This is a genomic window from Terriglobia bacterium (assembly GCA_032252755.1).
In the GTDB taxonomy this organism is placed as follows: Bacteria; Acidobacteriota; Terriglobia; order Terriglobales; family Acidobacteriaceae; genus JAVUPY01.
Genome location: JAVUPY010000029.1, coordinates 52,247 through 77,052, shown reverse-complemented (window position 1 = coordinate 77,052; position 24,806 = coordinate 52,247). Strand labels below are relative to the sequence as shown.

Here is a 24,806-nt window from a genome sequence, read left to right as displayed (position 1 = left end):
TGATTTCACGAAGTAGTTAATTGGCTCCGGTGGGTTGCCATGTCTGGCCACCGTCGGTGCTCTTGAAAACTCCGCCGTAGATCGTCGCGGTATAAAGCGTAGAAGAGTTAATTGGGTCCAACACAAACGCGGTGATGCCCCCAAAGTCGCGAAGCCCCCCTGTCAAGTCATTCCAGGTTTGGCCACCATCGGTGGTCTTTGTTATCACGCTACTCCCGACGCCGTAGATTACTGATGTTTGCATCGGGTCCACGACCAACTGCCTGATGTCATTGGGTAAGTGGCCAATTGCAACCCAATTGCTCCCTGTATCAGTGCTCTTGAAGAAACCGGAGCTATCGTTTCCACCGTAGAGCGTTGCAGAATCGAGCGGATCGATCGCAAAACTCCACATTATGCCGCTCATTCCGTTGTTTGTTGGTATCCAGTTCTGCCCCCCATCCGCCGTTTTAAATAAACCAGAATCTAGCAGTGCATACATGTTTAAAGAGTTCTTCGGATCGATAAAGATCTTTGTCCTGAACGTCGTCGAGGATTTGAGGACCGAAGCATTCGTTGACGTCCAGTGGAATCCCGCGTCGGTGCTCTTAAAAATGTCTAGGAGATGGAAAGTATGAGTGTCAAGCACAGCAGCATATAACGTCGAGTGATTACTTGGATCAATACTAAAGCCAATGAGATCGTTGCCTCCGACATTTAACGGCAGAGACTGCCAAGTACGTCCACTATCTGTGCTTGCGGTAGGCTCTGCGAATTTGGAATATAGGGTGGTGGGAGTCACAGGATCGATGACCACAAAGGACAACGGCGCGTCCGCGGACCATGGGAAATAGTCAAGCGCACCCCAGGATTGCCCCCCATCGGCTGTTCTAAACATAGCTCCATGTGAAAGACCCGCATAAAGTATGCTGGGGTTCACAGGGTTTATCGCTAAGGAAAAGACGTTCGTATTAGTGAATCCCGAACTGCTCGTATTCCAGTGTTGGCCACCATCCGCAGTCTTGAATATTCCGCTTCCATTCGTTCCTGCATAAAGTGTGTTCGGATTAACTGAATCAATGGTAAGAGCTGTAACATACGTGCTAGTCAGTCCAGAAACTGCCAACGCGCAGCTTTGGCCGCCGTCCGTACTCTTCCAGACGCCGCCGTATCCAGCTCCGTAGAGTGTGGATGTGTTAACGGGATCAATTACCATCCCCAACAAATAGCAGGACAAGGTAGTCCAAGTCTGACCTCCATCGGCGCTCTTAAGGTGTCCCGCATACAACGTGGAAGGGGTCTTTGGATCAATTGCGAGTGAGGTGGGCACGTACGTCGGCAGACTCAGTGTCACCCAAGTCTGTCCAGCATCAGTGCTTTTCAGAACACTCGCTGTCCATGGGAGAGCATAGATGGTGCTCGGATCCATTGGATCCACTACAACGAATATCATAACTGCTGCAGGAGAAGAGTAGATCAGGTTCCAGTTTTGGCCGCCGTCGGTGCTCTTGAACAGATGATTTGCGCTATCGTTTTGCCACCGATATGGTCCGCAAGCTGTTCCGTAGATCGTCGCAGTGTTAACAGGATCAATTCCGAGTATTACGCATTTGTTGTCGGTCCAGGTCAGACCGGCATCAATGCTCTTCTGGTACCCTGCGTAAACTGTCCCTGGGTTTTTCGGATCTAGTTTCAGACCGCCAGGGAACCTGAATGGCCAGGTGTTGTCTTTACCAAAATTCAAAAGCTGTTTCCAACTCTGCCCTCCGTCAGTGCTCTTGAATAGCGTACTCGCCGCATTGGTATTCTCGGCACCATCGAATGCGTACAATGTTGCCGGATTGCTTGGATCACTTTCGAGCGCGGTGACGTGCCCCGCAAACGGCCCCCCAATGGGCAGTGCAGAGGATGTATTGATTGTAACGATCGAGGAAGCCTGATTGTTGGCGGTATTTCCGCTGGGCTCATTGTCCGCAGTTGCGGTTGCCGTGTTGGAAATTTGCGTTGATGTTGTTACGGTCGGTGCGGTAGCTGCAATCGTGAACGTTGCAGGTATCCCGCCCACTAGGATTGGGAATAACGCAGTGGGAACCCCGTCTTTTGGCGAACAGGCTCCGCCGGTTGAGGTCGAGCACGATTGATAGGTGAGGCGACTGTCGAGAGGATCGGTTACCGTCACGTTCTGCGCATCCGTCGTGCCTGCCGCGTTCTGCACCGTGATCGTGTAGGTGATAATCCCGCCACTCGCCAGTGGATTCGGACTTGCTGTCTTGGTGATCGAAACATCAGGAGGCGGGATAATAACAGTGGGTTCGAAGCTGAAGATTCGAACAACATCGTCACTTCGGTTATCGTACTTGTCTCTGGCCGTAACACTCCATGTCCATTGCCCGGTCGGGGCGGGGGCACAAATACGGTAAGAGAAAGTCGTATCATTCACGTTCGTATCGATCGACTGAGTGTCTGTAGTCGGCGGGTAGAGGCGAAATTCATAATGGTCGATGGAATTGCACGAATCTGCAGATACATCAGACCAACTGAACTCGACGTCGTACCCTAGGCCCTGGCATGGTATGACCCCATTTTTTGGAGCAATTGCAGTCAAGTTGAGAGGAGCGAGAAGCTGAGGTGCAGGAGGATCATCGACAATTGCTGCTGATTTAACTGCGCGGCACGCGTCAAGCAATTTAACCTTGTTGCTATCAGGATCCTCGCCAGTCTGGTTTGCGCTGCGTTCTATGATCCTTTTCAGATCGTCAGCCGTAAGGTCTGGCTTTAGCGACATGAGGAGGCCCGCAACCCCGGTTACGTGTGGAGCGGCGAAGGAGGTTCCAGTTGCGTCGCATCCGTTATTAGTAGTGCCATCGTTTGCGCCGTCGCCGATCACGTCGCTGGTCACGTTCACGCCCGGGGCTGCAACGCTTACCTCGGGACCATAATCCGAGCCCCCTTGCTGATGCCCATTGCATGTGAAGGGAATTGCTAAATGGCCGTTGGAATCCACGGCGGAGACACTCATTACATTTGGCAAAAGGCCAGAGAGGCGGGCCGGAGAGGAATTGGAAACGTGAATTCCAGCGTTTCCAGCAGAAATTACCCAGAGAATATCAGCTGGCGGGCTCAACTTGTGGGCCGAACCAATGAGTCTTGCAAATTGCAAATCCATGTCCTTTAGAGCGCTTTCTTCCTTCGACGTACACGGCTCTTCCTTGCACTCCAAACCGCCGCTGAAATTTAGGATTCGAGGCCGAAGCGTTACAGCATCTGTAATCGCTTTGTTGAACGAAGACCATTTTAGCGGGTTGAACGGGTCCGCAGCGCTGAACAGGCGTAAACGCCCTTTCCACATTACGCCTGCTATGCCAAGTCCATTATTGCCTGCCGCACCAATGATACTTGCGACACGAGTTCCGTGATTGACGGTCAATGGGCCAAGATTTCTGACCAGATTGGCGATGTTCGGCTGAAGATCGGGGTTATCTTTATCGAAAACCGAGTCTACAACGGCAACATCGAACTCGGTGCTACCGACCTCGTCCCGAGCATTTGAGACGATGTCCCAAGCCTTCTGCAGATTGAGCATTCCAGGCACATAGGACATCGAAGTCCCCGGATCATTCGGAATGACGAAAGAATCTGAGAGAACAGTATGGGTGCCAAAATCAACGGACGATTGCAACTGCAGTAGGCCTATGAGACTTGAGATCCCGTCGAACGAATTCGTCTGCACTCGCACTTGATACATCCCTAACTCCGGGATGCCCCCGAGAAACACGCCCCCAATTGACGCTACAACTCCGGTCACAATGTCTTTTGTCGTACCCTCTTTGAAATAGATATTGACTTCATCGCTGACGAATTGAATACCTCTTAGGTCGGGCTCCGTGACCACTCGATCGGGGCTTGGTACGGTTAGGACATCGGGAATCGTCCACAGTGACGGCTGCGTAACGCGAATGGAGACCGGCAACGGGCGGCCGAAAGTCCTGCCGGTGCGATCACGAGCCGAGAGATGAATTGTTCCTTTTGGATTTGCCTTTGTTACTTTTGGAATCGCGATGAAAACGGCAATAGTCCGTGATTCTCCCGCGCCTATTCCAGAAAAGGAACTTGGGGAAACGGTCACAAAGGGGGCGAGTTCAGGGACGACGCTTATGTGCACATTCGTAACCGCACTGCTTACACTAAGTGTTGCCTCCGTGACCTGCACCGTGCCCGAAGGAACAGTCGCAGAAATCTGGGAAGGACTCCATGTTGCCGCATTCTGGGCCACTGCAACTGGGAGTAGGGCTAGAAAGCAAAGGGCTACCAAGCAAATTAGCGTCGCTATATGTCGCATACTCTGTTCCTCTTTTCGCGAATTCCTTGACAGGAATGGCTCGCGTTGCAAAATGAGAGATAAGTACTATGCCGTCACTAAAGCCCAAACCCACCCATCTAGTCGTGTTTGCACTCCTCGCGGTCCTAATTACTAGCTCGAACGCGTGCCTTTCTCGTTATGTTCCAATCGACGCCGCGCTCACCGACAACATCAATTTCTTTGTGACTCCCGCGCTTCCGGATAACAGCATTTGCAGCAGTCACGTGCTAAACGCGACTGCTCGACTGAGAGTGATCGTGTTTGCCCCCTTACTCCTGCTGAACGGCGATCTGGCTCTTCGGTCACCGTCCTATAGGGCCCAGCTGCTCATTTCGTCGTCAGTGTTAGTACTTGCCATTACATATGCGATCTCCGGGATTCTTGTGTGGGCCCTCGAGTCACTCTTGACTAAAAGCATCCCTAAGAAATTCTCAAAGCCACAGAATGATTCGCTCCGTTAATCGTTCTAGAGACTTTGGGGGCCTTTCGCCTCAGGGGGTGTACATCCGAACAGAGGGTTGTGCGCTTCGGAGAGGCGATCTGTAGATGGCCTTAGATAAGTCGCGGGAATTGTCCCGCGATCGTTTTCCAAATGCGACAGAATTCTCCGGTCGCCTCCATTTTTATGTAGATTGCCCCCGCAAGATTGCGTGTGCGTGCGCAAAAAAATACCAGGCGTCGCGCGACGCCTGGCTACAACTGCGGTGGAAACGGCGCATCATTCGCACCGCTCAGTTCGCCTTGCGGCCGTTCAGAGGACGCGGGCGGTAATTCCGTTCTTCAATCCAATCGAAGATCTGATGCTTCACGAAGCGCACGTTCGACTGGATACGCACGTACGGGATGAGTCCGCGCTGCACGTAGGAGTAGATCGTCTTCACATCAATCTTCAAGAGCGCCTCGAGCTCTTTTGCGGTGAGCAACTCTGGCATGAGGCCCGAGTTCTCCGCAGTTGAAACCGAGTCACTGCTGCGACTCACTGAATTCCTCGATGGTAAGGATTATTTCGAAGCTCATATGGTTTCCCCTCCTTTGCGGGAATAGTCTCCGTTTCGCCCAGGATCGAGCACCGATCTGGAGATTCGAGTGAGCTCCAGATCTTTTTGGAAATGCTTTCGGGATCACTGAGTGAGAGACCGTCGTCGGACGTGAACAAAAACATCCGACCGAGCTGACGAATGTCGTCTTCGGCCTTGGCTGCTTTGGCCAAGTTCCCGGCGCGCTCGACGCTCGACGTCACTGTTAGCACCCGGAAGTATCGGATGCCAAACTTGTCCTGCTGTCTCTTCTGCCGGTGATACGCGGCGTACGCCTTGAGTTTGCGCACGAAGCGCTTCAGCGTCATCGTGCCGCGATCAGCCTCCAGGAAGAAGTGCATCTTCCCTTGCGCATCCTGGAGGCCAAAGAACGCGTCCGGCGCGACCGGTATGTGTGCGTAGCCATCAGGGAGCGCAACTTCGACCGAGTCGTAGAGTTGCCGCCCCTCTTTCCAGTAGAGGAGCTTAAGGCCCGGATTGTGGCGGCTTGCCGCCGTGACCGCAGCGCGAATTTCGCTCACGAGCAGCGTGTGCCGAATGGAGAAGTCGTGGAGAGTGCGGTTTTGCGCGTTCCAGTCGGTGCTTGAACGGCGTTTCAACTCCCCACTTTCCTCAAGTGTCCGAATGCCTTTGTTGGTTATGGCGTAAACCATCTTCGCGCTGCCGCTGCCATACGGGGCTCTCGGTTGCAGCCGGTCGAGGTAACCGGCATGGAAGAGCTTCTGCAGTCGTCGCAGCACGCCCTGGCCGCTACCGGCGGTCAGGGCTTGAATGTGCTCTGAGGTGACGAGCCGGAATGACTCCGTCACGCCGAGGATCTCAAGGTCGCGCAGCGTGAGGGAACACGAGAGATCCTCCGGAGCGCGGCGGTAGCGCGGGAGTCGCTTTGACGCTGGCGCGGTCATTCGCGGAAGTCCTCAGGGAGGTCGTCCCTCTTTAGTCCCGCGAGCAACTTCCGCTCCCGTTCCTCAATCAGGCGGTCGACCTCCGCGGCCGGAAGCGCGTGCTGCGTGCGAAAGAGCTTCTCCACGTACCACGAGCGGTTCCGCGCCCGCGTGTAAAATCGCGTAACCTTCGGGACGAGCATCGGCTGGGTATCGCGCTGGTGGACTTTGATGAAGCAGTGCCTGGGGAACTGCTGCTTGAGCGCCGCAGTGAATTCGAGCAGCTGTTCCTCGGGCGTGTAATACTGGATGCTGGAGAGCTCCTCAAAAGGGACGGGCGTGAAGACCGGGATGTCGGCGGTCGACTCGGATTCGGAGGACGAGTCCGTCTCCATGTCGATCGAACCCGTCATCCAGGACTCGCCCGATTGTGACGAGGTGCTCGAACCTCCGAACCAGTCCTCCGGCCCGAAAAACTCGCCCGACCCGAAGCTCGAGGACGAGCCCGATGCCGAGTGGCATCCGGAGCCGTGCGAGGCCGCGCGACTCGAGCCGCTGCCGTAGACGGTGTCACGACCGTACTGTGGCCAGAACTTCGTCTGGTAAATCGCAGCCTTCACGCGCTTCGGATCGAGCTTTCCGATGAAGAGCTCTTCGGCCATACGGCGCGCGCTTGCGACCGGCAGACCGCCGAAGACGGCTTTAATGTGGCAGTTGGCGAGTGCGGCGTCGGTGACGTTTTCATCGAGCTGCCCGAACCGTTGGTGCGCGAGGATGACGAAGAGGCCGCGTTTCCGCACTTGGTCGAGCATGTCGCCGACATCCAGTGTGACGAAGTTTTGGAATTCGTCGATATAGAGGTAGTAGGGCTTGGGGTCGCGCCCGAGCGAATCCTTCTTCCGGCGCTTAGCGGCCTCAAAGAACTCGTTGACGAGCAGCGCCCCAAACACGCGCGCGTTTTCGCTCGACAGTGAGTCGCTGGCGGCGAGATTCACCAAGAGAACCTTGTCGTTCTCGATGATGTCGCCGAGGTCGATCGACTGCCCGGGCATTCCCAGGAAACGCGACAGCGTGCCCGACGTGAGCAATCGAAAGAGCCGATTCTTCGCGGAGAGGACTTCCTCCTGCCAGTCGCGGCGGCTGAGCTTCTGGAGTTCCTCCCACTCCGTCTGAATCAAGGGGCTTTGCAGCCGCTCGATCAATTGAGCCCGGACTTCGCGCGCCTGGTAGGTAATAAGGTGGTTCACCTCTCGCAACCCGAGATTCTGCTCGATCATGATGGTGTAGACGAGGCGCAGCGTCCGCTCGAGTGTCGGCGTCTCGTCGGTCGTCTTCACATTCCACGCCCGGAGCGTCGCCGCGATCCGGCGGTCCACCTGCGCTGAGATCTCCACACCCAACGTGCGCTCGAACGGATTGAATCCGATGATGGAACTGGCGTTCGAGAGATTGAGGAGGATAGTGTCGCGGCGGAGCACCTTGTGTGCGGCGTAGTGGAGAACCTCTTCATAGAGATCCCCGTGAGGGTCGATGAGGCAGAAGCCCTGGCGTTTGTCCAAGTCCTGCCTCATGAGCCATTCGAGAAACTTTGACTTGCCCGATCCGGAAGAGCCGATGACGTGCATATGGGCACATCGCTCTTCTGGAGAAAGCAAAATCTTCTCCCCCTTCACGTCAAATCCGAAGAACAGCGGTTTCATAGGTACCTCCCCAACTGTTTCCGGAGTTCTTCGCGGGCGTCGTCGTACATGTTCTGAATCCGGACTACTTCGTCCTTCAAGTCTGGTGACCATTCGGTTTCCGGCCGCAGTTTGGTCAACCTGCGAATTTCGTTGCCTTCGTCGATCTCGAGGCGCTCGATCTCAGCCATGATCCGCGCTTTGTTCTGCGCACGCGGATCGTTCGGAGGTGTAACGGCGGCCGCGGTTGACGCAGGCGGAGCTGGTACTACCGGACGGCGTGCTTTCTCAGCTTCGCCATCGAGCCGTGCGATCGTAGCGCGGGCCTCTGCTTCCGCCACCTCGTCGCGGCGGGCTGCGGCAACATCTGCGTACTTCAGGTGTGCCTTAACTTCGAGCACTTCCTGTTTGAACGCCAAGATGTCCATGTACTGTTGGCGTTGAGCCCGCTTTAGTGCACTGACTTCCTCCATCGCGTGGCGCATCACGGTGACTTGTCGGATCAGCGCGACCTTGTACTCGTCGAGGCGTCTCAATTCGTCAATTTTCTCAGCGAGTGGATCGGGATCGAAAAATCCGCCCTTCTGCAAGGCGATTGGAAGTTTCGCCGCAGTGAGCGTTCGATCGAGTTCAGATGTATCCATTGCGTCAACGCTCAAAGCGTCCAACGCGGAACGAATGAGCGCACCATGTGCAGGAGGCGGAATAATCTCCGGCTCGGGGAGTTTAGGTGAACTCACGCGTTTATGCTGTGTTCGCCTGCCTTCTTTCTCGTACTTATCGAGAAACGTCAGAGCTCGTCGTCTCGGTTTAGGCATGAGACACGCTCCTTTCCTGCTGGAGCTCAGCTTCTCTCAGGACGCGGTAATCCCACACGTCTGCGTTACGGAGCATATCGATCACCGCTTCTTCCGTGAGATCACAGAGCAGGACTGCGTGACTGGCGATCCTCCGATACTGAGTGTCGCGATTCTTGCTGTCGAGGAGCCGGGCGGCTTCCGCATCCTCAATTACTGCTCGACGATCCAGAATTTCTTTCTGACCGTCGTGTGCCGCGTCCCAGCAAGCCGCGTCGGAGAAGTTGTCCGTCGCAAGCTTGAGGGCGAGAGCATCTTGCAGCTTCTTCTTATCGTTTCTCCCTCCGCCATCTTCTTTTGGTACATGGACGGAATACTCGTTTCCGCTTGAGTCGAAGACAACTTTTACTATCACGATGACTGCGCTGGTAAGGGCGGCGAATACCACGAGCGGCAGATGAGCGGGATTGCGCACCCATGAAGCGACGAGGTCGCTTGGCGATGGCGGCAGAAGCGATTTCACATCGTCTCCGAACTCACCTTTGTTGGCCGCCTCCATGAAGCTATTCACGATGCGGTCAGCTGCCGTATATATTGCGATCCGCTTTATGGGTATGTCATTTCGTTCCCAGGTCCGAAACCGATTCTCAGCGCGACCGCGAAGCGTGCCTAGAGTCTTTCCCGATCCCACGTCCTTGATGGTGAGCGAGAGATCAACTCCGAACACTCCATCAACTGTGTAGTCGGCATCGTTAATGTTTCGGAATGGCCGCTCTGCGACTTGCATTGTGTCGACCGAGAGTATCCCGAGATACGTCTTGGGGACGGGCGGGCGGGGAATTGTTGTCGTCAAAGACGACGACACATTCATGATTTGGCGCGACTCGAGCTGATTCACGACGTACCGCTCGAGATCAAGGATGTCGAGGGTCGGTGCGCCGTTATTCTCTATCGCCGTATGTGCCCATACGATGAGGCGGGGGCTCGCGGCGGTTTGTGGTGTTGACGATTGGGCAGCTGCGGCGCTCGTGAGTGTGAGCGCACACGTCGCAAGAACGAATGGCCGTAGGCATGAGTTCTTCATGCGACCTCCTCTGGTTGGAGTTGGTTGGCCATCAGAACGCCCTGGTTTGAGCGTTCGGGTGGTGCGTTTGATTGGTTCAGGTCGCATCGCGCTTCAGCGCGCGACGTGTGCGCCTGTGCCGTGTATCCCGGCGGGGTCTAGGCGGCTGCAGTCACGCAGCTGCCGTTCGCGTCCTGTCCGCGCCTGTGCGCCGTGTCGGGTATACCCCGACTGACTCAAGAATCATCAGGACGTGTGCCCCGCCGTCTTCTGGCGGGTTCGCTATTCGGAGTTTGGGTGCGCCATCGCGCGGCAACGACCTCCGGGCGTTGCTCCCATTCCCACTTGGCTTTCGCCTTGTGCAAAGATCACGTCGGCGTTTCCGCCGTCGACCATTGGCCGAATGGCCGCAAACAAAAAAAGGCGGCCACTGTAACAGTCGGAAGCGAAGAGTTCCGAGAGCTCACGCTCTGAGAAAGGTCGGGAACCAAGAAGGAAGACTTTCGTCTTCCTGGCGTTTCCGCCTTTCTCAACTGTTAGAGTGGCCGCCTTCTTATGAGCGAGCCAAACTACACTGCACCACTATTTTGCTCCCAAACAAATTCCGTTTCAAGCAAGATTTCGGGGCAGGGCGTCGGGAGCCGATTTTCTCTGCGCGCCGATCAGTTTCAAATCACGAGCGCACGCTCAGTACTTTCTCTGAACACCACGAAGCTTGCGACGCTGCGAAATGTTCTGTGGCGCGCAGCAAGAAAATCGAGCCCCTCCCGACTTCGACCTTCTTGGTGAATCCCGATACAACTGTATCGAGTTGGAAGAGGGATGAACCCGAATCCGGAATTCACCCAGAATTCCGGATGAAGTCGGCCACGACCGCGGAACCTGACGTTTGCTCGCCACGAGCACTCCACAAACTTGCATGCGAAACCAATCTCACGACGAACTAATACAGCACAAAGGAACGCGCCAAGCGCACCATTCCATTAGCACAACATGTACAGCAGTGACCAAGACAGCAGCAACAGTAGTGGAGAGGGCAAACGTTAGGGGGAGAGGCCGAAAGAAGGTCGAAGTCGGGAGGGTACCGACCGACATGGAGCGTGCAGTCCGATGGCATAACTGCCATTGCAGGAACAACTTCTGTTTGTTCCTGCGAAATGGCACCCCTACATACCTTGATATGTAGGGGTATTTGTATGCCGTCTGGGCAGCCCGAGACCGAGCCTCGGCACGATGCGAGATCCTTGCATGAGCGAGCTCTCGGGGAGAACTCGCTCGCACTCTCGGGCTCGCCTGCTCCATGTCGTAGGGAACCTCCCGACGCCCTGCCCCGATCTCTGACGTATGGAGGCAAGCAAACGATTTTGCTTGCCTCTAAAAGTTTAGGTAATGACGGTGCGCCTCTTTAGACGCAGCCTTATCGACTCCCAGGTAGTATCGGCATGTTGTCTCCAGCCGATCATGACCCAAGATTTCTTTGATATGCGCTATCGAACACCCGTTGAAGAGCAGAAGCGTCGCGCAGGTGTGACGCATGATGTGGGCGGTGAGCGGTTTCTTTATTCCCGTCTTCCGTCGAATTCGATTGAACCAGACACGGACGGTGTCGTACTCAAGGGGCTCTCCGTTTGGTAATGCGAAGAGCCGATTCGAAGAATCTGATCGGCGACTGAGATATTCCTTGATCCATCCAATAGCCCGCGGAGTAAAAAACACCGTGCGTTCCTTTCGCCCCTTTCCGATTACTCTCGCTTCGCCCGTGTCGTAGATTACGGAACTTCGATCTAGCGAAAGCGCTTCCGAGATACGCATTCCCGTGCTCAAGAGCACTTCGACCAGAGCGCGAAAACACAGCCATCTGACATTGAAGCGGTGGTCCTGCTTGCGTACCGGAATCGCATTCAGAAAAACCTCGATCTCTCCTGGCGTGAGAAATACCACCTCTCGACGCGGAATCGCGGGCAAACGAATGGCTTTGGGGTCCAAAACGTCAAAGTTGAGGACGAGTTTGCAGAAGCGCAGAAAACTTCGCAGTGCGTTCACGATGGCACGAGTCCAGCACACTCCAACATGAGACGTAGCGAGATCGGTCTTGAGTTTCAGGACCGTCTTGACGTCGAAGTCGACGGGCTTGATATCACCGACTGCTTGGAGAAGACGCAGAAGTGCTTCTCGGTAATTTCGAATCGTCCGCGGTGAAAGATTCCACTCGTATTCCGCATAGGCGAGAAACAACGGCAGAAGATCGCGGATCGTAGCCTCGGCGTATTCCGCATCTCCCCGAGAAGATGTATTCTCCGCACTATTCATCCGACCTTCGGACCGATAAAGGGCCGAGTTCGGCTGAGCCAACAAAAAACGGTCAGGCATATGCCACCTGCCGAAACGCTGGCCTTGCTGAATGACTCGGCACTCTCGTCGGGCAAAATATCCGACCATCAACACACTGCTGTACTCAGGAATCGCGCAACGACGTATGTGTCGCTGTTCTATGCCGCACAATGAAAGTCATGGTGCGACAAGCGAAGGAATGCTCTCTGAGCTATGGGCGGATATTTCGGCTGTATGGGCGGATCAGCCCTTGCGATGGGCGGACACTCACATGCCGACACAAAAGGCCTTGTCGTTCAGAACAATCAACAATTTCAGCAGGAAAGTTAAGAGGTAATTATCCCCATTCTACCGCTGTGACGAAGTCCGTCAAGGAGCGCTGATGGACGCTACGCAGCTAGACATGAGTACTTTTCGTGGGCTTTTTTGGTGTCGGCTCTATTGAGAATTCCGAGGTAGTACCTGCACGTCGTCTCCAGCCGTTGATGACCCAGAACTTCACGGATGAATCCGATGGGGCATCCATTCGCGAGCAGGTTCGTAGCCGTCGTGTGCCGCAACGTATGGGGCGTCACGTGTTTTTCCAACCCAGCCCATGTGCGTACGCGACAAAATGTTCGTCCGACAGCATCAATAGTCAGCCGTCTCGAACGTGATGACAGGAACAAGGCCGGATTCGAATCTCTGCGGAGTGCCAAATACTTCTGGAGCCATTCGAGGGCCCGATCGGTAAAGAACACTGTACGCTGCTTATTTCCCTTGCCCACTATGACGGCCTCTTTCGCAACGAGATCGATAGAATTTCGGTCCAGGGCGAGCGCCTCTGAGATTCTCATTCCGGTCGCAAGCAGCGTCTCGGCGAGCGCCCTAAAGCAATATCCCGAATACCGTGGCTCCCCTGTCCATGTCTGCAACCGAATGGCTGCGAAAAATATCCCCAGTTCGTCATGGGTCAGGTACGTCACCTCCCGACTTGGTGCTTTCGGGGTTCTGATGCCAGTGAGATCCATCACCGCAACGCCTAAGACGTCGCGGACATACTGGAGCAAACACTTCATTCCAACGATGATGCTGGCAACGCGCGAGGCACCAGTTCCGCGTACCTCCATTCGGGCCTTGAGCGAGATGAAGTGGCGGAGTTCAATTTCCGAGACTCCCAGATCTCCCAGTTCTTTCGCAAAGTATCGACATGCCTCCCCATAGTTCTTTACTGTACGGGGTGAGAACCGCCTTTCAGCGGACATGTATTCGGTAAACCCGACCAACACTTCGCTTATTTTCGGACATTGATTCGTGTTCATGCAGAAGTGCATAGCAAATCTACACCTTGCTCGTGATCAAGAAAGCCAAATACCAGAGGATCGCAGCACCCAAGCCGATCGCGAACCACGGGAAGATATGATCAATCTTCCGTCGTCCGGGAACATAGGTGAAGGGTTTATCCGGATGTTTAATGAACGAGAGATCCGTTGATGAATGCGGTCGCGACATCAAGGAGCGGTCTTTGCCGCAGGTGAGGCAGTGGCACACCCAGGATGGATTCAAGTGTCCCGATGTGCAAATTCGGTTATCGAATGAGCTCCCGCACAGCCAGCAGAAGAGAACGTCTTTGTGGCTAACCTTACCGCAGCTCTTGCACCTCTTCTTTTGGAGCAATCTGTAGAGCATAGAAGCCCTTTAGGGCGAACCAGTGTTGGTGGTCGAGCGGCTCCTTTAGGAATTCCTCCATTGTTGCGAACCAGACGTCGTCCGAGCGCGTCAGCTGCTCCAGAGCTTCGATCCACTCCTCGCTTGTCGTAATGAAGAGGACTCTGAACGTGGTGCCGGGGAGAAGGATCTTGTGCAGTCCCGATTCGTTGAACCTGATGTACTTCTCAAGTTTCTGCATTACCACTTGTCGGCTCTCGGTAGCGCGGTCGATTTCGAGGAAGGCTTGGCCGCCTGCGTACTCGATCCACGCGTCGGGGATCACTTCGAAGCTAAGCGATTCGTGCCAAAACCTGTCTTGGCTTTGGACGATCCGCCTCACCCCTGCCTCGAGGAGGAATTTCAGGATGACGTCGTACACCGCGAGCTGATGTTCCAGCTGCACACCTGACCACTGCTCGATGCCCGCACGGTACGGCTTGTAGCTCTCCGGCGGGTTTCCCAGCATCCGCCAGGCCTTTGGTCCCAGGTAGTAGAGCGGCGTTTGGAAATCCGAGAACGAACTTGCCCGATAGCGGCGCTCCAAGTAGTGCTCCGATACGAGCCACAGCAGCCACTTGATGGTGGGATTGGCGGATAGGGTCAGAATCAGCGCGACTTGCTTTCGAGTTAAGAACAAAAAGTGCTCGTTCAGGAGTCGGAAAAGGTCGAAATGCGCTTTCCGCAGTTGCCTCATATTGAGGGGGTATTCGTTACGGCGGTTAAGAGGGAGTTATAAGGGGAAAAACCGGGTACCCTGTTCCAGAAATACACACCTGAAATTGCGTCCATTCAAATTCGCGTCGCGTGGTTAAGCCAATTTGTAAGCCTCGGACCCACCCTGTTCCAACCGTGTAACGCTCCCGAATCCAGCTTTAGAGTGACTGGCCGGGCTCCGGATCGGGGGCCTCGGGCATTGTGGTGTAGAGGTGACGATATTTCTGTAGGAGGGCGAGGACGCCGATGGCGAAGGCCTCGTACTCGCCATTTCTGCCCTCCATTCGATGTTGGGCAAGGGCGCGGCCGAGCAGGAAATAGGTATAGTGCAGGGCCTCTTCGGTGATGCCGCAGAGCGTATTTCCTCGAATGATGATGAGGTATCTCGGGAGCATGTTCCTGGGCGTTAGTGTTGGCTCGCGATCACCTCTCTCCCCGAACCCTCCAGGATGCCTTATGCCCGCGGAACTCCGGTGATAGTGCGTTCCTTATATATGGACGGGAAGGAATCCGTTCGGGGAGAGAACTAAGAACGAGCCATTTTGCGGACACACATGAGGCCGAGACCGACCGCGTCGAAGACGTAGAACCAATAGCGACGTCTCCACGGCAGCGGACTCAAGTAGCGCGCAAGGAATGGATAGCGCGAGATCATCGCTTCGGCCAACGATTGTTTTGTCTTCTGATCCCGGCAGAAGAACGCCTTCACCTCAGGCGGGGTGGAGGTGACGACTTTCAGTCCTTTCCACTTTGCCCAACTAATGAGCGCTGCGGTTAGCTTGTTCAGTTCCTCGTTTCCGACCGCCTGGGGATAGAACGGCGATTCGATTGCGACGACTGAGGGTGAGTAGGTTGCGGCGAGGTTTGTGAGAAATCGGCGGACTTGGCAGCAGAGGTCGAGCGGGCATGTGACCTTCGGGAACGTCTTCACGCCATACCACAAGAGTTCTTCACCTTCGAGGATCGCAACTCCCAGGTATTGCAGGCCGGGATCAATCGCCAAAATGCGCACGCTGCGAGTAGACATAGAATGGATTAGGGCGAGTATTGGGAATTTGCACCCTGTACCCTGCGCGATTGACATCATCTTTCGCCCGGTCGTAGAGCTCTCGATAGAGCTCACAGACCGGAGTCTTGTAAATCACGGCAAGTTTCAATGCCGTCCGGAGATTTGGCAGAAGTCTGCCGCGCTCGTACTCAGAGACCTGCGACGTGCTCTTCTGTTCAAGCAGCCGCGCCACGACCTTTTGTTCCAGGCCCGCTCTCTTCCTGGCGATCCACAAACCGTTGAGTTGTTGTTGGGCGGGTGTTTGTTTCATGCTCCACGTTCAGCTTAGAACGTCGGACGAGACAAATGCAGAGCCAAAAACTTCGGTGGAGTGCGAAATGAAGAATGGGTTGCGAGTAGATAAACGCAAAATAAAGAAAAGCCGCCCGGACGGGCGGCGCGCTGCTCGGAGTAACTCAAGAACTGGGTGGCATTGATTTTCGATTGGAATCCTGGGCCGCATAGTGATCATTAAATGCTCATGATCATAAGGATAACTGTGACTACGTGAAGCATGGATTAAGGCTGTCTTTGAATGATGGCAAACCTTGCGTCAGGTGCGGTTGGAACTTCTGATGAGGTGCCAGAGAAAGCATCTTCCGTAGTCTTCGTTGAATTCGATTCCGTTGGCACAGCTCTCGCAGCAAATCGCGTCCATGGCCGAAGTCTGCGGATGGCGGAGCGCCCTAGCGGCGCTGGCGCAGGCTTCGGCGGCGGATCGCGCCCTCCCCTCCCAGTCCCTCGATCGCCACACTCTGACCTCGATCATTTCAATTTCTTGGTGGTTTGCATTCGTCGGATCGGCGAGCCATGTTTCTGCCGCTTCTAGTGCTTTGAGCGGCCGATCGTCGGTAGGATATTTCTCTTCGAAGACGTGAATGCAGTTCTTCGCGGCGGCGATGGCGATCTCGACGGCTATCCTCTTATTGATCACAGCGTAATTATCCCAGCTGCTCTGCCAGGCGCAAGAAGTTCTAGGATTCACTTCTTTCTACCCTTTTGCTGAATTGGCCCCCTGGCACATCTGGGCAACGAAAACCAAGACTGCTGGAAAGTGGCCTTTGTGTAAGATGATCTCTACGACGCACAGACAGGCCCCCCGGCAACGGTGATTTATTTTGATGGTCCCTTGAGAGTTTCCATAGCGAGGTGACTGCCATGAAGATCGGTCCGAATCAAAAGTGCCCATGCGGAAGTGGATTGAAATACAAGCGCTGTCACGGTTCTCCAGTCGAGCGGGTGATGTTGAAATCCCCTTTCGAACTGGAAAAGAGGATATACGGAACTCTCGCGCCTGAGACGAAGGCCGTTCTAAAGTGGTGCTCCGAGGCTGCCGTAATGCCTCTCAGATTCGGAATCAAAATCTTCCACGACGGCATGGCTTCTATGGATAAGCAGGAAGTGGACCCATGGGATCCCAGAGGTGTGGTTTTGGGTTTTCATGCGAAAGGTATAGACCAACTCTTCGCAATCCGAGCGTTAATTGAAGCTGGTTCTGTGGGGCCCGCCATCGGCCAAGTGCGAACTTTCTTTGAAACCTATTTGTATCAGGCGCACATTCTTGAAAAAGATACTGAGACACGAGTCAAGAGCTACCGCGCATTCTACAAAAAAGAGGATGCCACTTGGACGAACCGTATGGTCGCTCTCGGTGATAAGAGAATCGCACACGTAGCCAATGTACTAGCAGAAGAGTCAAAACAATTAGGGGGAAATAGGGCCTGGACTGGCAAAACACTCGAAAAACTCGCCAGCGACTTCGGGGTAGGAAAGCTCTATGTGACGATTTATCGGGCAGCTTGTGCGGCCACGCACGCTACCGACGTTGAAACTTGTTATAACCCCTTCCTCATCCAATTCATTAAGGAGCACGGGATCCATAACCAGGCCACTTTTGTATCAAATTACGGATTATTCAGTTCGACTGACGTCGCTGGGTTTTGGTCGTATCTGCAACTGATACCTTATGTGTTTTTTGGGAACACCGCTTCGTTCCTTAATTTGAAACTCAGCCAAGAAGAAGAAGCCCTCGTTAAGAATTGCAGGACTTCGTTGTCCGATCAGCGCACGACAATTTCCTCGTCTATCGACGAACTTGCTAAGGCATATCCAGGGCTGTCGATGTCAGGTTGATCCAGCGGAGAAATTTCCACAAGTTTGATTGTAGACTTAAACCGCAATTCGGATTGAGATGTGTAGATGTAGAAAGGTTACAATCCTACGACTCATTTCGATAGCAGAAAAGCCGCTCTTTGGGCGGCTTCTTTGGGTCCTGAGCTCCTTCCCTCAAACCAATATGCGATCGATCGCATTTAGTAAATTGTTGTACTTCTCCGTTTCAACTGGCAGAGCATTAGCCGCGAGAATAGGGAATAGGAAATATTGAGCGACACAGCCAATGGGCAAGAGCCGTCGAATATCCGCTTCCAGATTTTCGTATTGAACCATCTTTCGTGTCGCGGGTTTCAATGAAGCTATATTGACCACCTGAATGAGTGTTATCCCGGAGCTGATTGGGAACTGATTCTGGTCGGTCCCTTCGCAGCACAGGTATCTGGATGGCGACACTGGTAACAGTTTGCTCCCGATCTTGGCGGGAGTTACCGCCGCTTCCTCTATTTCAAGGATGAGGCGAATTTCTCCACCTTGCGAAATGGCCAAGTCTGGCCAGCAGTAACTAGTAGATCGCGACTTGTAGGGCGTAGTGAACAGCTGGAGCCTGTGACTACCCCCGCATTCCGGCGCAGAGATAACGTGAAAGTTTGGTGGAACATGAAATAGTGAGGAGACTAGCAAGCCGAGCGTTCTATGGATCTTTTCTCTCATACTTATTATTCCGTGGCGAGGCACCTGGAGAAAGCAAAAATAAAAATAAATAGTTGGCAGGTGAATTGCCCTAACCGAGCGCACACTCCGGAAAAATGAGTTTTGCTGGAAAGCTTACAATCCTAGGATTTTTGAAGAGGCAGAATTCGAGACCTGGCGGGTGTGCCAGGTCTCGAATTTGTCATGAGGATTGGGTCGCGGATTTTGCGGGTTTTCGTTTGGGAATATGGTTTTGGGGGGCGTTCCTTGCGGGGGACGCTGGTGGTCGATTTCTTGGGCGCTGCCGAGATTCCGGCAGTCCGGACCGAGGACGTGCGCGGGATTGATACGTTTTGTAGCGGTAGAGGGGATCGAACCCTCACGCCCGAAGGCAACGGCTTGTGGAGAAACCGAGACACTCGATTGCTCCAGAAGCCGTCGCGTCTGCCAATTCCGCCATACCGCCGTTGATGATAGTAATCTTCTCCTGCTATCCCGCGGAAGATGACGAAAGTCATCACGAAAGGTCGTACGTGAGGATCAGGTATCCCAGAGCACTCTCTGGATCTTTTCTCTGAACTTCGATTGTTGGCCGGTGCTGGGAAACGGGATGGTGACGCCCCCGTTGAGGACCCTGAAACCTTCTTCATCCAATCGTTTTTCGAGCAGTCTGCAGATGTTAGTTTTGACGAGAACTATCTTCGTGCTGGGTTGCGCGTGTGCGCGCAACTCTTCCAGGAGCTGAAGGAAGTCGCGGACGATGATCGCGTCGGCTTCGGGGTCGCCGAGGTTGTTCACCGGTGTGTAGGTCGCGTCGATGATGAGGTAGCCTTTGGCTGCGAAGTCCTGCAGACCCTCCTCTTTCGTGCTTGGGAATTTCCCGAGAACATCTTTCATCATTGCTTTGAATAGCGGCTCCGTCGTCTTGCCATCGGGGTTGTAGAAATACAATCCCGATGCGGGCGGGGATTCGAGAATGAAGATCACAGTTGGATTCTCGGGAGTGAACCGGTCGCGGAGTCGGATGTAGTCGGATTTATCCATACGCAGGTAGGTCAGGAAAAGCGAAAGTTGCGAATCAAGTGTCCAGCGACTTTGCGCCGTTCCAAAAGTGTTTTGTTTGAGGCCTCAGGCGCGTAGCGCTCCGCAAGGTGCAGAACGAGCGAGAAAGGAATCCTGCTAACTCTCCCACTTCGCACGAAGAATACGTACTTCATCCGAACGTCTTCAGCGTAGTGTTTCCAGAACTTTGGGTTTCGCGCTATGTAGTCAAACAGGATTTGAAAGATGTCATTCTGTGGTCGGTCGCTGCCGATTGCCCAGCACACATGGTGGCACCAGCTCCGGTACTTCTGGATCATGAAGTGCTGCCGCCGGTTTGCCAATGATGCAGTGACCAATCCGGTGAACGAGGCGAGAAATGCGCCATCAATGTATTTGGCCTCAATGAGTAAGTCCTGATTCTTCCGCCTGGCTTCGATGTCCCAGCCGGTTGCCGAGGTACCATACGACGGCTTATACACTTGCCACGTTGCCTTCTGGCACTTGAGCCAGCGAACCAGTGGATTTACGACGTACCGTTCCTCTTTGGTCATATGAAGAATGTAGTCAGGGACCTAGCCGAGAAATTCGTCAGACATCTTCCGATAACGTGAAGTCAACAGGTACATCTGCCTTAGTTCGTCATACGAGCGAAAGCGGTACTTGTGCTGGATAGACGCGAAAGGCGATTTCTGAACCTCCTTCTCATATTTCTTCAGAACATCGGCTGGACCGATGATAAAAAACTTGGTGCTCAGCTTATGCGCCTGATAGATGCGAAGTAGCCCCGACGTAACTCCGGTCGTGTGCTCCACTTCAAAGAAGTATTCCGGCCATTCATCCTTAAGCCAGACAACGTCGATGTTCCGAACGGAATCCATGACCTTTTCGCTTGAGAATGCGGGCAGATCGTCGAGAGTAGCGATTTGCCCGAGCTTCTGCCCGTCATACGTCCGGCTAGCATCGGGTGTGTACGTGTCATACCCGAGTAGGTTGCCGAGCATCAAAAGGATCGCCTCGGCTGACTCGTGAGATGCAATCGAGATGTTGTCGCTATTAGATTCCGGCGTTTCACTCGCCTTCGGCGCAGGCGCGACGACAGGTTCGGTGCTTCGCTTGCCCTCAAGATGAAACACCTGATAGAAAAGGTACGCGATGAAGAAATCTGCGATCAGGAAGTCGGCATCCTTCAGACCATTCTCAACCAGTAGAGTTTTCACTTTCCCAATTTCGTCGGTAGCCTGCTGATAGCTCTTCCCATCGGACACAGAATCTAGTGAGTATCCAATTCGCGGAAGAACCTCGTATGGCTTCAAATTTACGAGCGAGTACTGTTGAGGGTCGAAGAATGTCAGGATCTCACTTAACGAGGAAGGCCCGAGACCCTTGATCTTTCCCCTGAAAGCATCCCATCGATCCTGAATAGGAGAGGCTCCAAACAGAAGGTCCTTCAACGCGACCCTAATCTTGTCGAGACCGTTATCAGAGATGAGTTTTTCGACCTTATAGTCCTTGTTGTGCCAAATATTTACGGCCCAAAGACTTTTGATGAGAGTTGCAAACTCCGCTTCGGTGAGCTTTTCTATCCGAGGTTGTGTCAGATGTTCGCGATACCAGGCTAGTCGTTCCTTTCTTCCCTCCTGCCATTCGCCGGAATCACCGCCGTGACTCTCGAGCCATTTCTTGAAATTGGCGATTTGTTCCTTCAGATCCATGGCGGTAGCTTGTTGTGTTTTTGGCATATTAGGTAATCCTTAAAGGCTTAGTTGCCCGGCACTTCGAAGTTGTTCAATAAGTTGCGTTTGTTCGGCAGCGCTTTCGGTGGATTCGCCATTCGTTCGAATCGCGGTCTCAATCACACGCTGAATGTATTCCTCCGCGACGTCGTTAGCTCGGAGCCCAGTGACGATGTGGCCGACATACTCGGCACTGGTCCATAGCCCGGTTCGTCGATCGTCCTTCTTCACTAGGAATGTTACGGCTTCAACCTCTTTCCCTGCCGAATTACGAACTTGAATGCGGTGTTCTTCGTAGCGTGGACCTTCAATCTGCGTCAGCGTCTTACGTCCGTCACGACGTTTACCTCGAATGAGGTCGGCGGGAATGTCGTACAGGACGCCCCGAGCGCGGCGGCCCGTGCCTGGAACGGCAATCAGGTCGCTTGCGGCGCAGCCATTGAATTGGCTGAAGACGTCGAACGCGATTTCGAATTCTTCAATCGTCTCGGCCTGTCCGCAGTCGGTGGCATCGCCTTGGAGGCGGTTTGACGCGTTCAATCGGTTGGCATCGCAGTTTGATCCGTATTGGAAAACGAGGGGCATCGTATACTCCCTGTGCTTTTACCAACGTCAGCTTAGATCTGACAGACTTTGCATCGAAAGGATGAACTTCTTCAAATTGTCCCAGCCGTATGCGCTGCTCCTAGAGCGTCTTCGTCCTCCTGGTATTTTGCGTCGCGATGGTCAAATGCTGGACGAGTTCCTTCGAGGACATCCACGATGAGGTGGTTTAAGGTCTCATTTTCGATTGCGCCTGTCGTGTAAGTGATGCGGTTCTTCTGAGTTTTATCTATAGCGCAGTGAATAATTTGATCGGCATCGCAGACGATTGCAAGATTCGGGTTGTGAGTGACTATTACGACTTGGCGCTTCTTTCGCGCCTCTCTTAGGCAAGGTACGAGAATCTTATATACGGTTTGATTGTCTAAGTTCTCTTCAGGCTGGTCGATGATCAGGGGAATATCCCTCTTATCGATCAGTAGATAGAAAATTAGGAGAAGGGTGCCTTTTTCCCCTGGCGACAATTCATCCAGGTCTTTGCCCGACCAGCGAAGTTGATATCGGGGTGAAAGGTATTTCAAATCATAGATTGCATTCAGGAGGTCAACAACTTCATTTCCCGCCTTAAGCTGGTCCCGAACCACGGCAACGGTCTTGGGGGAAAACCTGTAGTCGTATTGGAAGTGATCGAACAGGGCGTCTACAAACTTTACCACTCCATCCGCGGTTCCAAAATCTGCAGCATCTGAAAGCTGCTTCAGCCTGAGCTTTCCTTCTTCCACTCCGCAGAATGATCCCTTGCGCCCCTGATTAACTTTCTCCAAGAGTCGATTTAGCTCCATTGGAATTATGCGGGCATCAAATTCAAGCTTGAACTTGTCTTTTGCAAGCGGGTGGTTGGTTATGAAGTTTTGTACGGGTTCGTAGAGTTCCTTGTAGGCCGAGATCATGGTAGATATCTGTGCAAATATCTCCTGTACTTTCGTTTCGCGATTCTGTTGGGCGGCGGAGAGTTTAGTTGGCAGAGAATCCAGATCGACTATCTTCTTTTCGAAGTACTTAAGGCTATCTGGAGTCTCGTCCGTTCCGAGAATCGCATCTCTTGTTTCTTGCCACTCGCGCAGAGCCTCGACGTATGCTTGAAAGGCGCCATTTGACGCATCGAGTTTGTTCGAGAGGTCCTGGACGGCTTGTTTGAGACCGAATTGCTGGTTTAGGAGGTCGGCCACGATCGCATTTTGATCTTCCGCAAGTTTCTTTGCGTTTTTGGAAATCACCTCGATGAAATCCTTATGTACATCGATTGTGACGAGGGTCCTTGGATCAATTTCCAATTCCGCACAATCGTTCGCGACACTAGCCAGAAAGGCTGTATGCTGTGCTTCAAAGTTCGTTAAGCTCGAGAGTACACGATCAGCAATCGCCGCCCGCAGGGTGGCAGCTCGCTTTTTCGCCTCTGCGTCTTTGGATTGCTTTAGCAATTGATCCCGTTGACTGTTCTTCTGGGTGATCTCTTGCGAAATCGCGTCCATTTGCGCTTTTTGCGCTGGGTCTGTGTCTGGCTTCTTCTTCTCCTCCGGTTTGTTCTTGTCGTGAGCTGCCAATTCCCTTTCTTTTGAAGCAACCAAATTTAGCAGGAGCTGGCGCTGCTCGTCGGAACTCAATTCCATTAGAGTCGCAATTTCAGAATTGATTTCACTCAGTTCAGTGCGGAGTTGGTCAAGCCTGTTGAGGACGGGCAGCGTTTTGAATTCAAGTAACTGATCCAGAGAGTCAGCGCCGAGTCTTTTTGCCTCGGATACATGGGAGAAGATTACTGACTTAAGCTCGAGATCAAACGACTGCCAGGCAGATTTACCACCTCATTGCAGATCGTTTCTAGATAGTTCTGGGGAATATATGAAATGGAGGCCGGGTTGGAGGAATTGGTAGAGTCGCTCAGAAGCTTTATATCTTGGTGATCATTTGCCCAAACCAATGAAGCCTGGAAGTGCTTGGCCTTGCTGCCTTTCGGTTGCCTAAACTTTGCCTCATTAAGAAATGAGAAATGCTTCTCCAGTTCGCAGTTACCGAGCAAGCCAATTGTTTCGGCTAGAGCCGTTTTGCCACTACCCTTGTTACCAATGATTCCAACCAAGCCCGGGTTGATCTGCACGGTTCCTGAAAACCACTCCTCAGGCAAAGGTGAGCCAGGAAGCTTTTTGTATTGGACTGCTTTGATGTACTTTGTCGGATTCTTTTTGATTCGATCAACTGCGGGAGGCAGGTCTCCAATAAAAACACGATTCGGGTCGCTCTTGATCTGCTGGAAGGAGCAGAAACACGGGTCCCCCTTGATCCAGCATGATGCCTTGAGGGCGTAATTCTTTATGTCGTGGTTATCTGAGCAAATGACAAGCGGAATGTGCTTACCAATATTAGGGAATACTTTAGCTTCATAGTCCGTAACGTCTGATGCTTTCCCAATTTCATACAGGTCTATGTAATCTCGGATTAGATCTTTCTTGAGTCGCTGTTTAAAAAGTTCCTTATTGCCAATTGTTTCTATGGTATTCGACTTCGTCCCGGCGTGGACGGATACGATCCCGCCCAAATCATGAATAACGTCGGCCGCTTCCCGAAAGTTGACGTACACACTTTCGTCGCCACCCTTCTTCTCAATGTGACCAGTAGTGAGTTCGAGCTTTCCTTGAACCGTCGTCCAAATGTCTTTCAGCTTTGCATTCTCCGGAAATATGCCGATCAAATGGACTTTCTGTTTGCCGCCCAACTCAGTACGGAATTCGATACCGGGCAAAATTGAGATCCTGCCAGCAGCGATGGTGCTGAGATTTGAAATTCGCGCAATGTCGATCACGTGATGGTCGGTGACAGCAACCACCTCGATCCCAGCTTCTACAAGCGTGTCTATGATCTTTTCATCGGTGATGCTCTTATCGGCATAATCGAATGAGGATGGTGTATGAAAATGCAGATCCCATTTGCGCCAAAGGGAACCAATTGGCAGATGCCGCATTATTTCCTCCGTTACGTTTTCGGCGGGTAATTGATCAGTGTGCAATTGGGCAGAGGAATCCATAGAAGTTCTTATTCGCGCACC

General features: G+C 53.2%; 20 protein-coding genes and 1 tRNA gene. 1 reads left to right on the top strand and 20 read right to left on the bottom strand.

Annotated features, from left to right (window positions below):
- Nucleotides 1–16 precede the first annotated feature (16 nt).
- The 13 genes from ROO76_07290 to ROO76_07230 form a co-directional block, all read right to left on the bottom strand.
- Nucleotides 17–4,252: a S8 family serine peptidase gene (locus ROO76_07290; GenBank protein ID MDT8067958.1), complete on the bottom strand. Its 4,236-nt coding sequence runs from the start codon at nucleotides 4,250–4,252 to the stop codon at nucleotides 17–19.
- 818 nt (nucleotides 4,253–5,070) lie between these two features.
- Nucleotides 5,071–5,319 carry a helix-turn-helix domain-containing protein gene (locus ROO76_07285; GenBank protein MDT8067957.1) on the bottom strand — a complete coding sequence of 83 codons (249 nt, stop codon included), beginning with the start codon at nucleotides 5,317–5,319 and terminating at the stop codon, nucleotides 5,071–5,073.
- On the bottom strand, nucleotides 5,316–6,281 hold the full coding sequence (locus tag ROO76_07280) for a replication-relaxation family protein (protein ID MDT8067956.1): 966 nt from the start codon (nucleotides 6,279–6,281) through the stop codon (nucleotides 5,316–5,318). The genes ROO76_07285 and ROO76_07280 overlap by 4 nt, the downstream gene beginning before the upstream one ends.
- A complete protein-coding gene (locus tag ROO76_07275) occupies nucleotides 6,278–7,960 on the bottom strand; it encodes a type IV secretion system DNA-binding domain-containing protein (GenBank protein ID MDT8067955.1) in 1,683 nt (560 codons plus the stop codon). Before ROO76_07275 ends, ROO76_07280 begins: the two co-directional genes overlap by 4 nt.
- A complete protein-coding gene (locus ROO76_07270) occupies nucleotides 7,957–8,757 on the bottom strand; it encodes a hypothetical protein (protein MDT8067954.1) in 801 nt (266 codons plus the stop codon). Before ROO76_07270 ends, ROO76_07275 begins: the two co-directional genes overlap by 4 nt.
- Nucleotides 8,750–9,820: a hypothetical protein gene (locus tag ROO76_07265; GenBank protein MDT8067953.1), complete on the bottom strand. Its 1,071-nt coding sequence runs from the start codon at nucleotides 9,818–9,820 to the stop codon at nucleotides 8,750–8,752. Before ROO76_07265 ends, ROO76_07270 begins: the two co-directional genes overlap by 8 nt.
- 1,353 nt (nucleotides 9,821–11,173) lie before the next feature.
- Nucleotides 11,174–12,109 carry a tyrosine-type recombinase/integrase gene (locus ROO76_07260; GenBank protein MDT8067952.1) on the bottom strand — a complete coding sequence of 312 codons (936 nt, stop codon included), beginning with the start codon at nucleotides 12,107–12,109 and terminating at the stop codon, nucleotides 11,174–11,176.
- Nucleotides 12,110–12,519: 410 nt separating this feature from the next.
- Nucleotides 12,520–13,431, bottom strand: coding sequence for a tyrosine-type recombinase/integrase (locus ROO76_07255; protein ID MDT8067951.1), 912 nt, complete (start codon nucleotides 13,429–13,431; stop codon nucleotides 12,520–12,522).
- A gap of 320 nt (nucleotides 13,432–13,751) precedes the next feature.
- On the bottom strand, nucleotides 13,752–14,513 hold the full coding sequence (locus ROO76_07250; GenBank protein MDT8067950.1) for a replication-relaxation family protein: 762 nt from the start codon (nucleotides 14,511–14,513) through the stop codon (nucleotides 13,752–13,754).
- 178 nt (nucleotides 14,514–14,691) lie between these two features.
- The gene (locus ROO76_07245) at nucleotides 14,692–14,928 is read right to left on the bottom strand and encodes a hypothetical protein (GenBank protein ID MDT8067949.1); all 237 of its coding nucleotides are present in this window, start codon (nucleotides 14,926–14,928) and stop codon (nucleotides 14,692–14,694) included.
- A gap of 131 nt (nucleotides 14,929–15,059) precedes the next feature.
- The gene (locus ROO76_07240; protein MDT8067948.1) at nucleotides 15,060–15,560 is read right to left on the bottom strand and encodes a hypothetical protein; all 501 of its coding nucleotides are present in this window, start codon (nucleotides 15,558–15,560) and stop codon (nucleotides 15,060–15,062) included.
- On the bottom strand, nucleotides 15,526–15,852 hold the full coding sequence (locus ROO76_07235) for a helix-turn-helix transcriptional regulator (protein MDT8067947.1): 327 nt from the start codon (nucleotides 15,850–15,852) through the stop codon (nucleotides 15,526–15,528). Before ROO76_07235 ends, ROO76_07240 begins: the two co-directional genes overlap by 35 nt.
- 282 nt (nucleotides 15,853–16,134) lie before the next feature.
- Nucleotides 16,135–16,515: a hypothetical protein gene (locus ROO76_07230; protein MDT8067946.1), complete on the bottom strand. Its 381-nt coding sequence runs from the start codon at nucleotides 16,513–16,515 to the stop codon at nucleotides 16,135–16,137.
- 224 nt (nucleotides 16,516–16,739) lie between these two features.
- On the opposite strand from ROO76_07230, the gene ROO76_07225 reads away from it, so the two are divergent.
- Nucleotides 16,740–17,714, top strand: coding sequence for an SEC-C domain-containing protein (locus ROO76_07225; GenBank protein ID MDT8067945.1), 975 nt, complete (start codon nucleotides 16,740–16,742; stop codon nucleotides 17,712–17,714).
- 1,028 nt (nucleotides 17,715–18,742) lie between these two features.
- Here ROO76_07225 and ROO76_07220 read toward each other — a convergent pair.
- From ROO76_07220 to ROO76_07190, 7 genes are all read right to left on the bottom strand, one after another.
- Nucleotides 18,743–18,852 (bottom strand) — tRNA-OTHER (locus ROO76_07220).
- A 74-nt stretch (nucleotides 18,853–18,926) separates the two neighbouring features.
- Entirely contained in the window at nucleotides 18,927–19,430 is a 504-nt protein-coding gene (locus tag ROO76_07215; protein MDT8067944.1) for a hypothetical protein, read from the bottom strand.
- 11 nt (nucleotides 19,431–19,441) lie between these two features.
- Complete coding sequence (locus ROO76_07210) at nucleotides 19,442–19,981, bottom strand: hypothetical protein (GenBank protein MDT8067943.1); 540 nt, start codon at nucleotides 19,979–19,981, stop codon at nucleotides 19,442–19,444.
- A gap of 21 nt (nucleotides 19,982–20,002) precedes the next feature.
- Nucleotides 20,003–21,169 carry a hypothetical protein gene (locus ROO76_07205; GenBank protein MDT8067942.1) on the bottom strand — a complete coding sequence of 389 codons (1,167 nt, stop codon included), beginning with the start codon at nucleotides 21,167–21,169 and terminating at the stop codon, nucleotides 20,003–20,005.
- 12 nt (nucleotides 21,170–21,181) lie between these two features.
- The gene (locus ROO76_07200) at nucleotides 21,182–21,748 is read right to left on the bottom strand and encodes a hypothetical protein (protein MDT8067941.1); all 567 of its coding nucleotides are present in this window, start codon (nucleotides 21,746–21,748) and stop codon (nucleotides 21,182–21,184) included.
- 71 nt (nucleotides 21,749–21,819) lie between these two features.
- Entirely contained in the window at nucleotides 21,820–23,376 is a 1,557-nt protein-coding gene (locus ROO76_07195) for a hypothetical protein (protein MDT8067940.1), read from the bottom strand.
- A gap of 143 nt (nucleotides 23,377–23,519) precedes the next feature.
- Nucleotides 23,520–24,722 (bottom strand): hypothetical protein, encoded by a 1,203-nt coding sequence (locus ROO76_07190; protein MDT8067939.1) that lies wholly within the window; start codon nucleotides 24,720–24,722, stop codon nucleotides 23,520–23,522.
- Nucleotides 24,723–24,806: the final 84 nt, after the last annotated feature.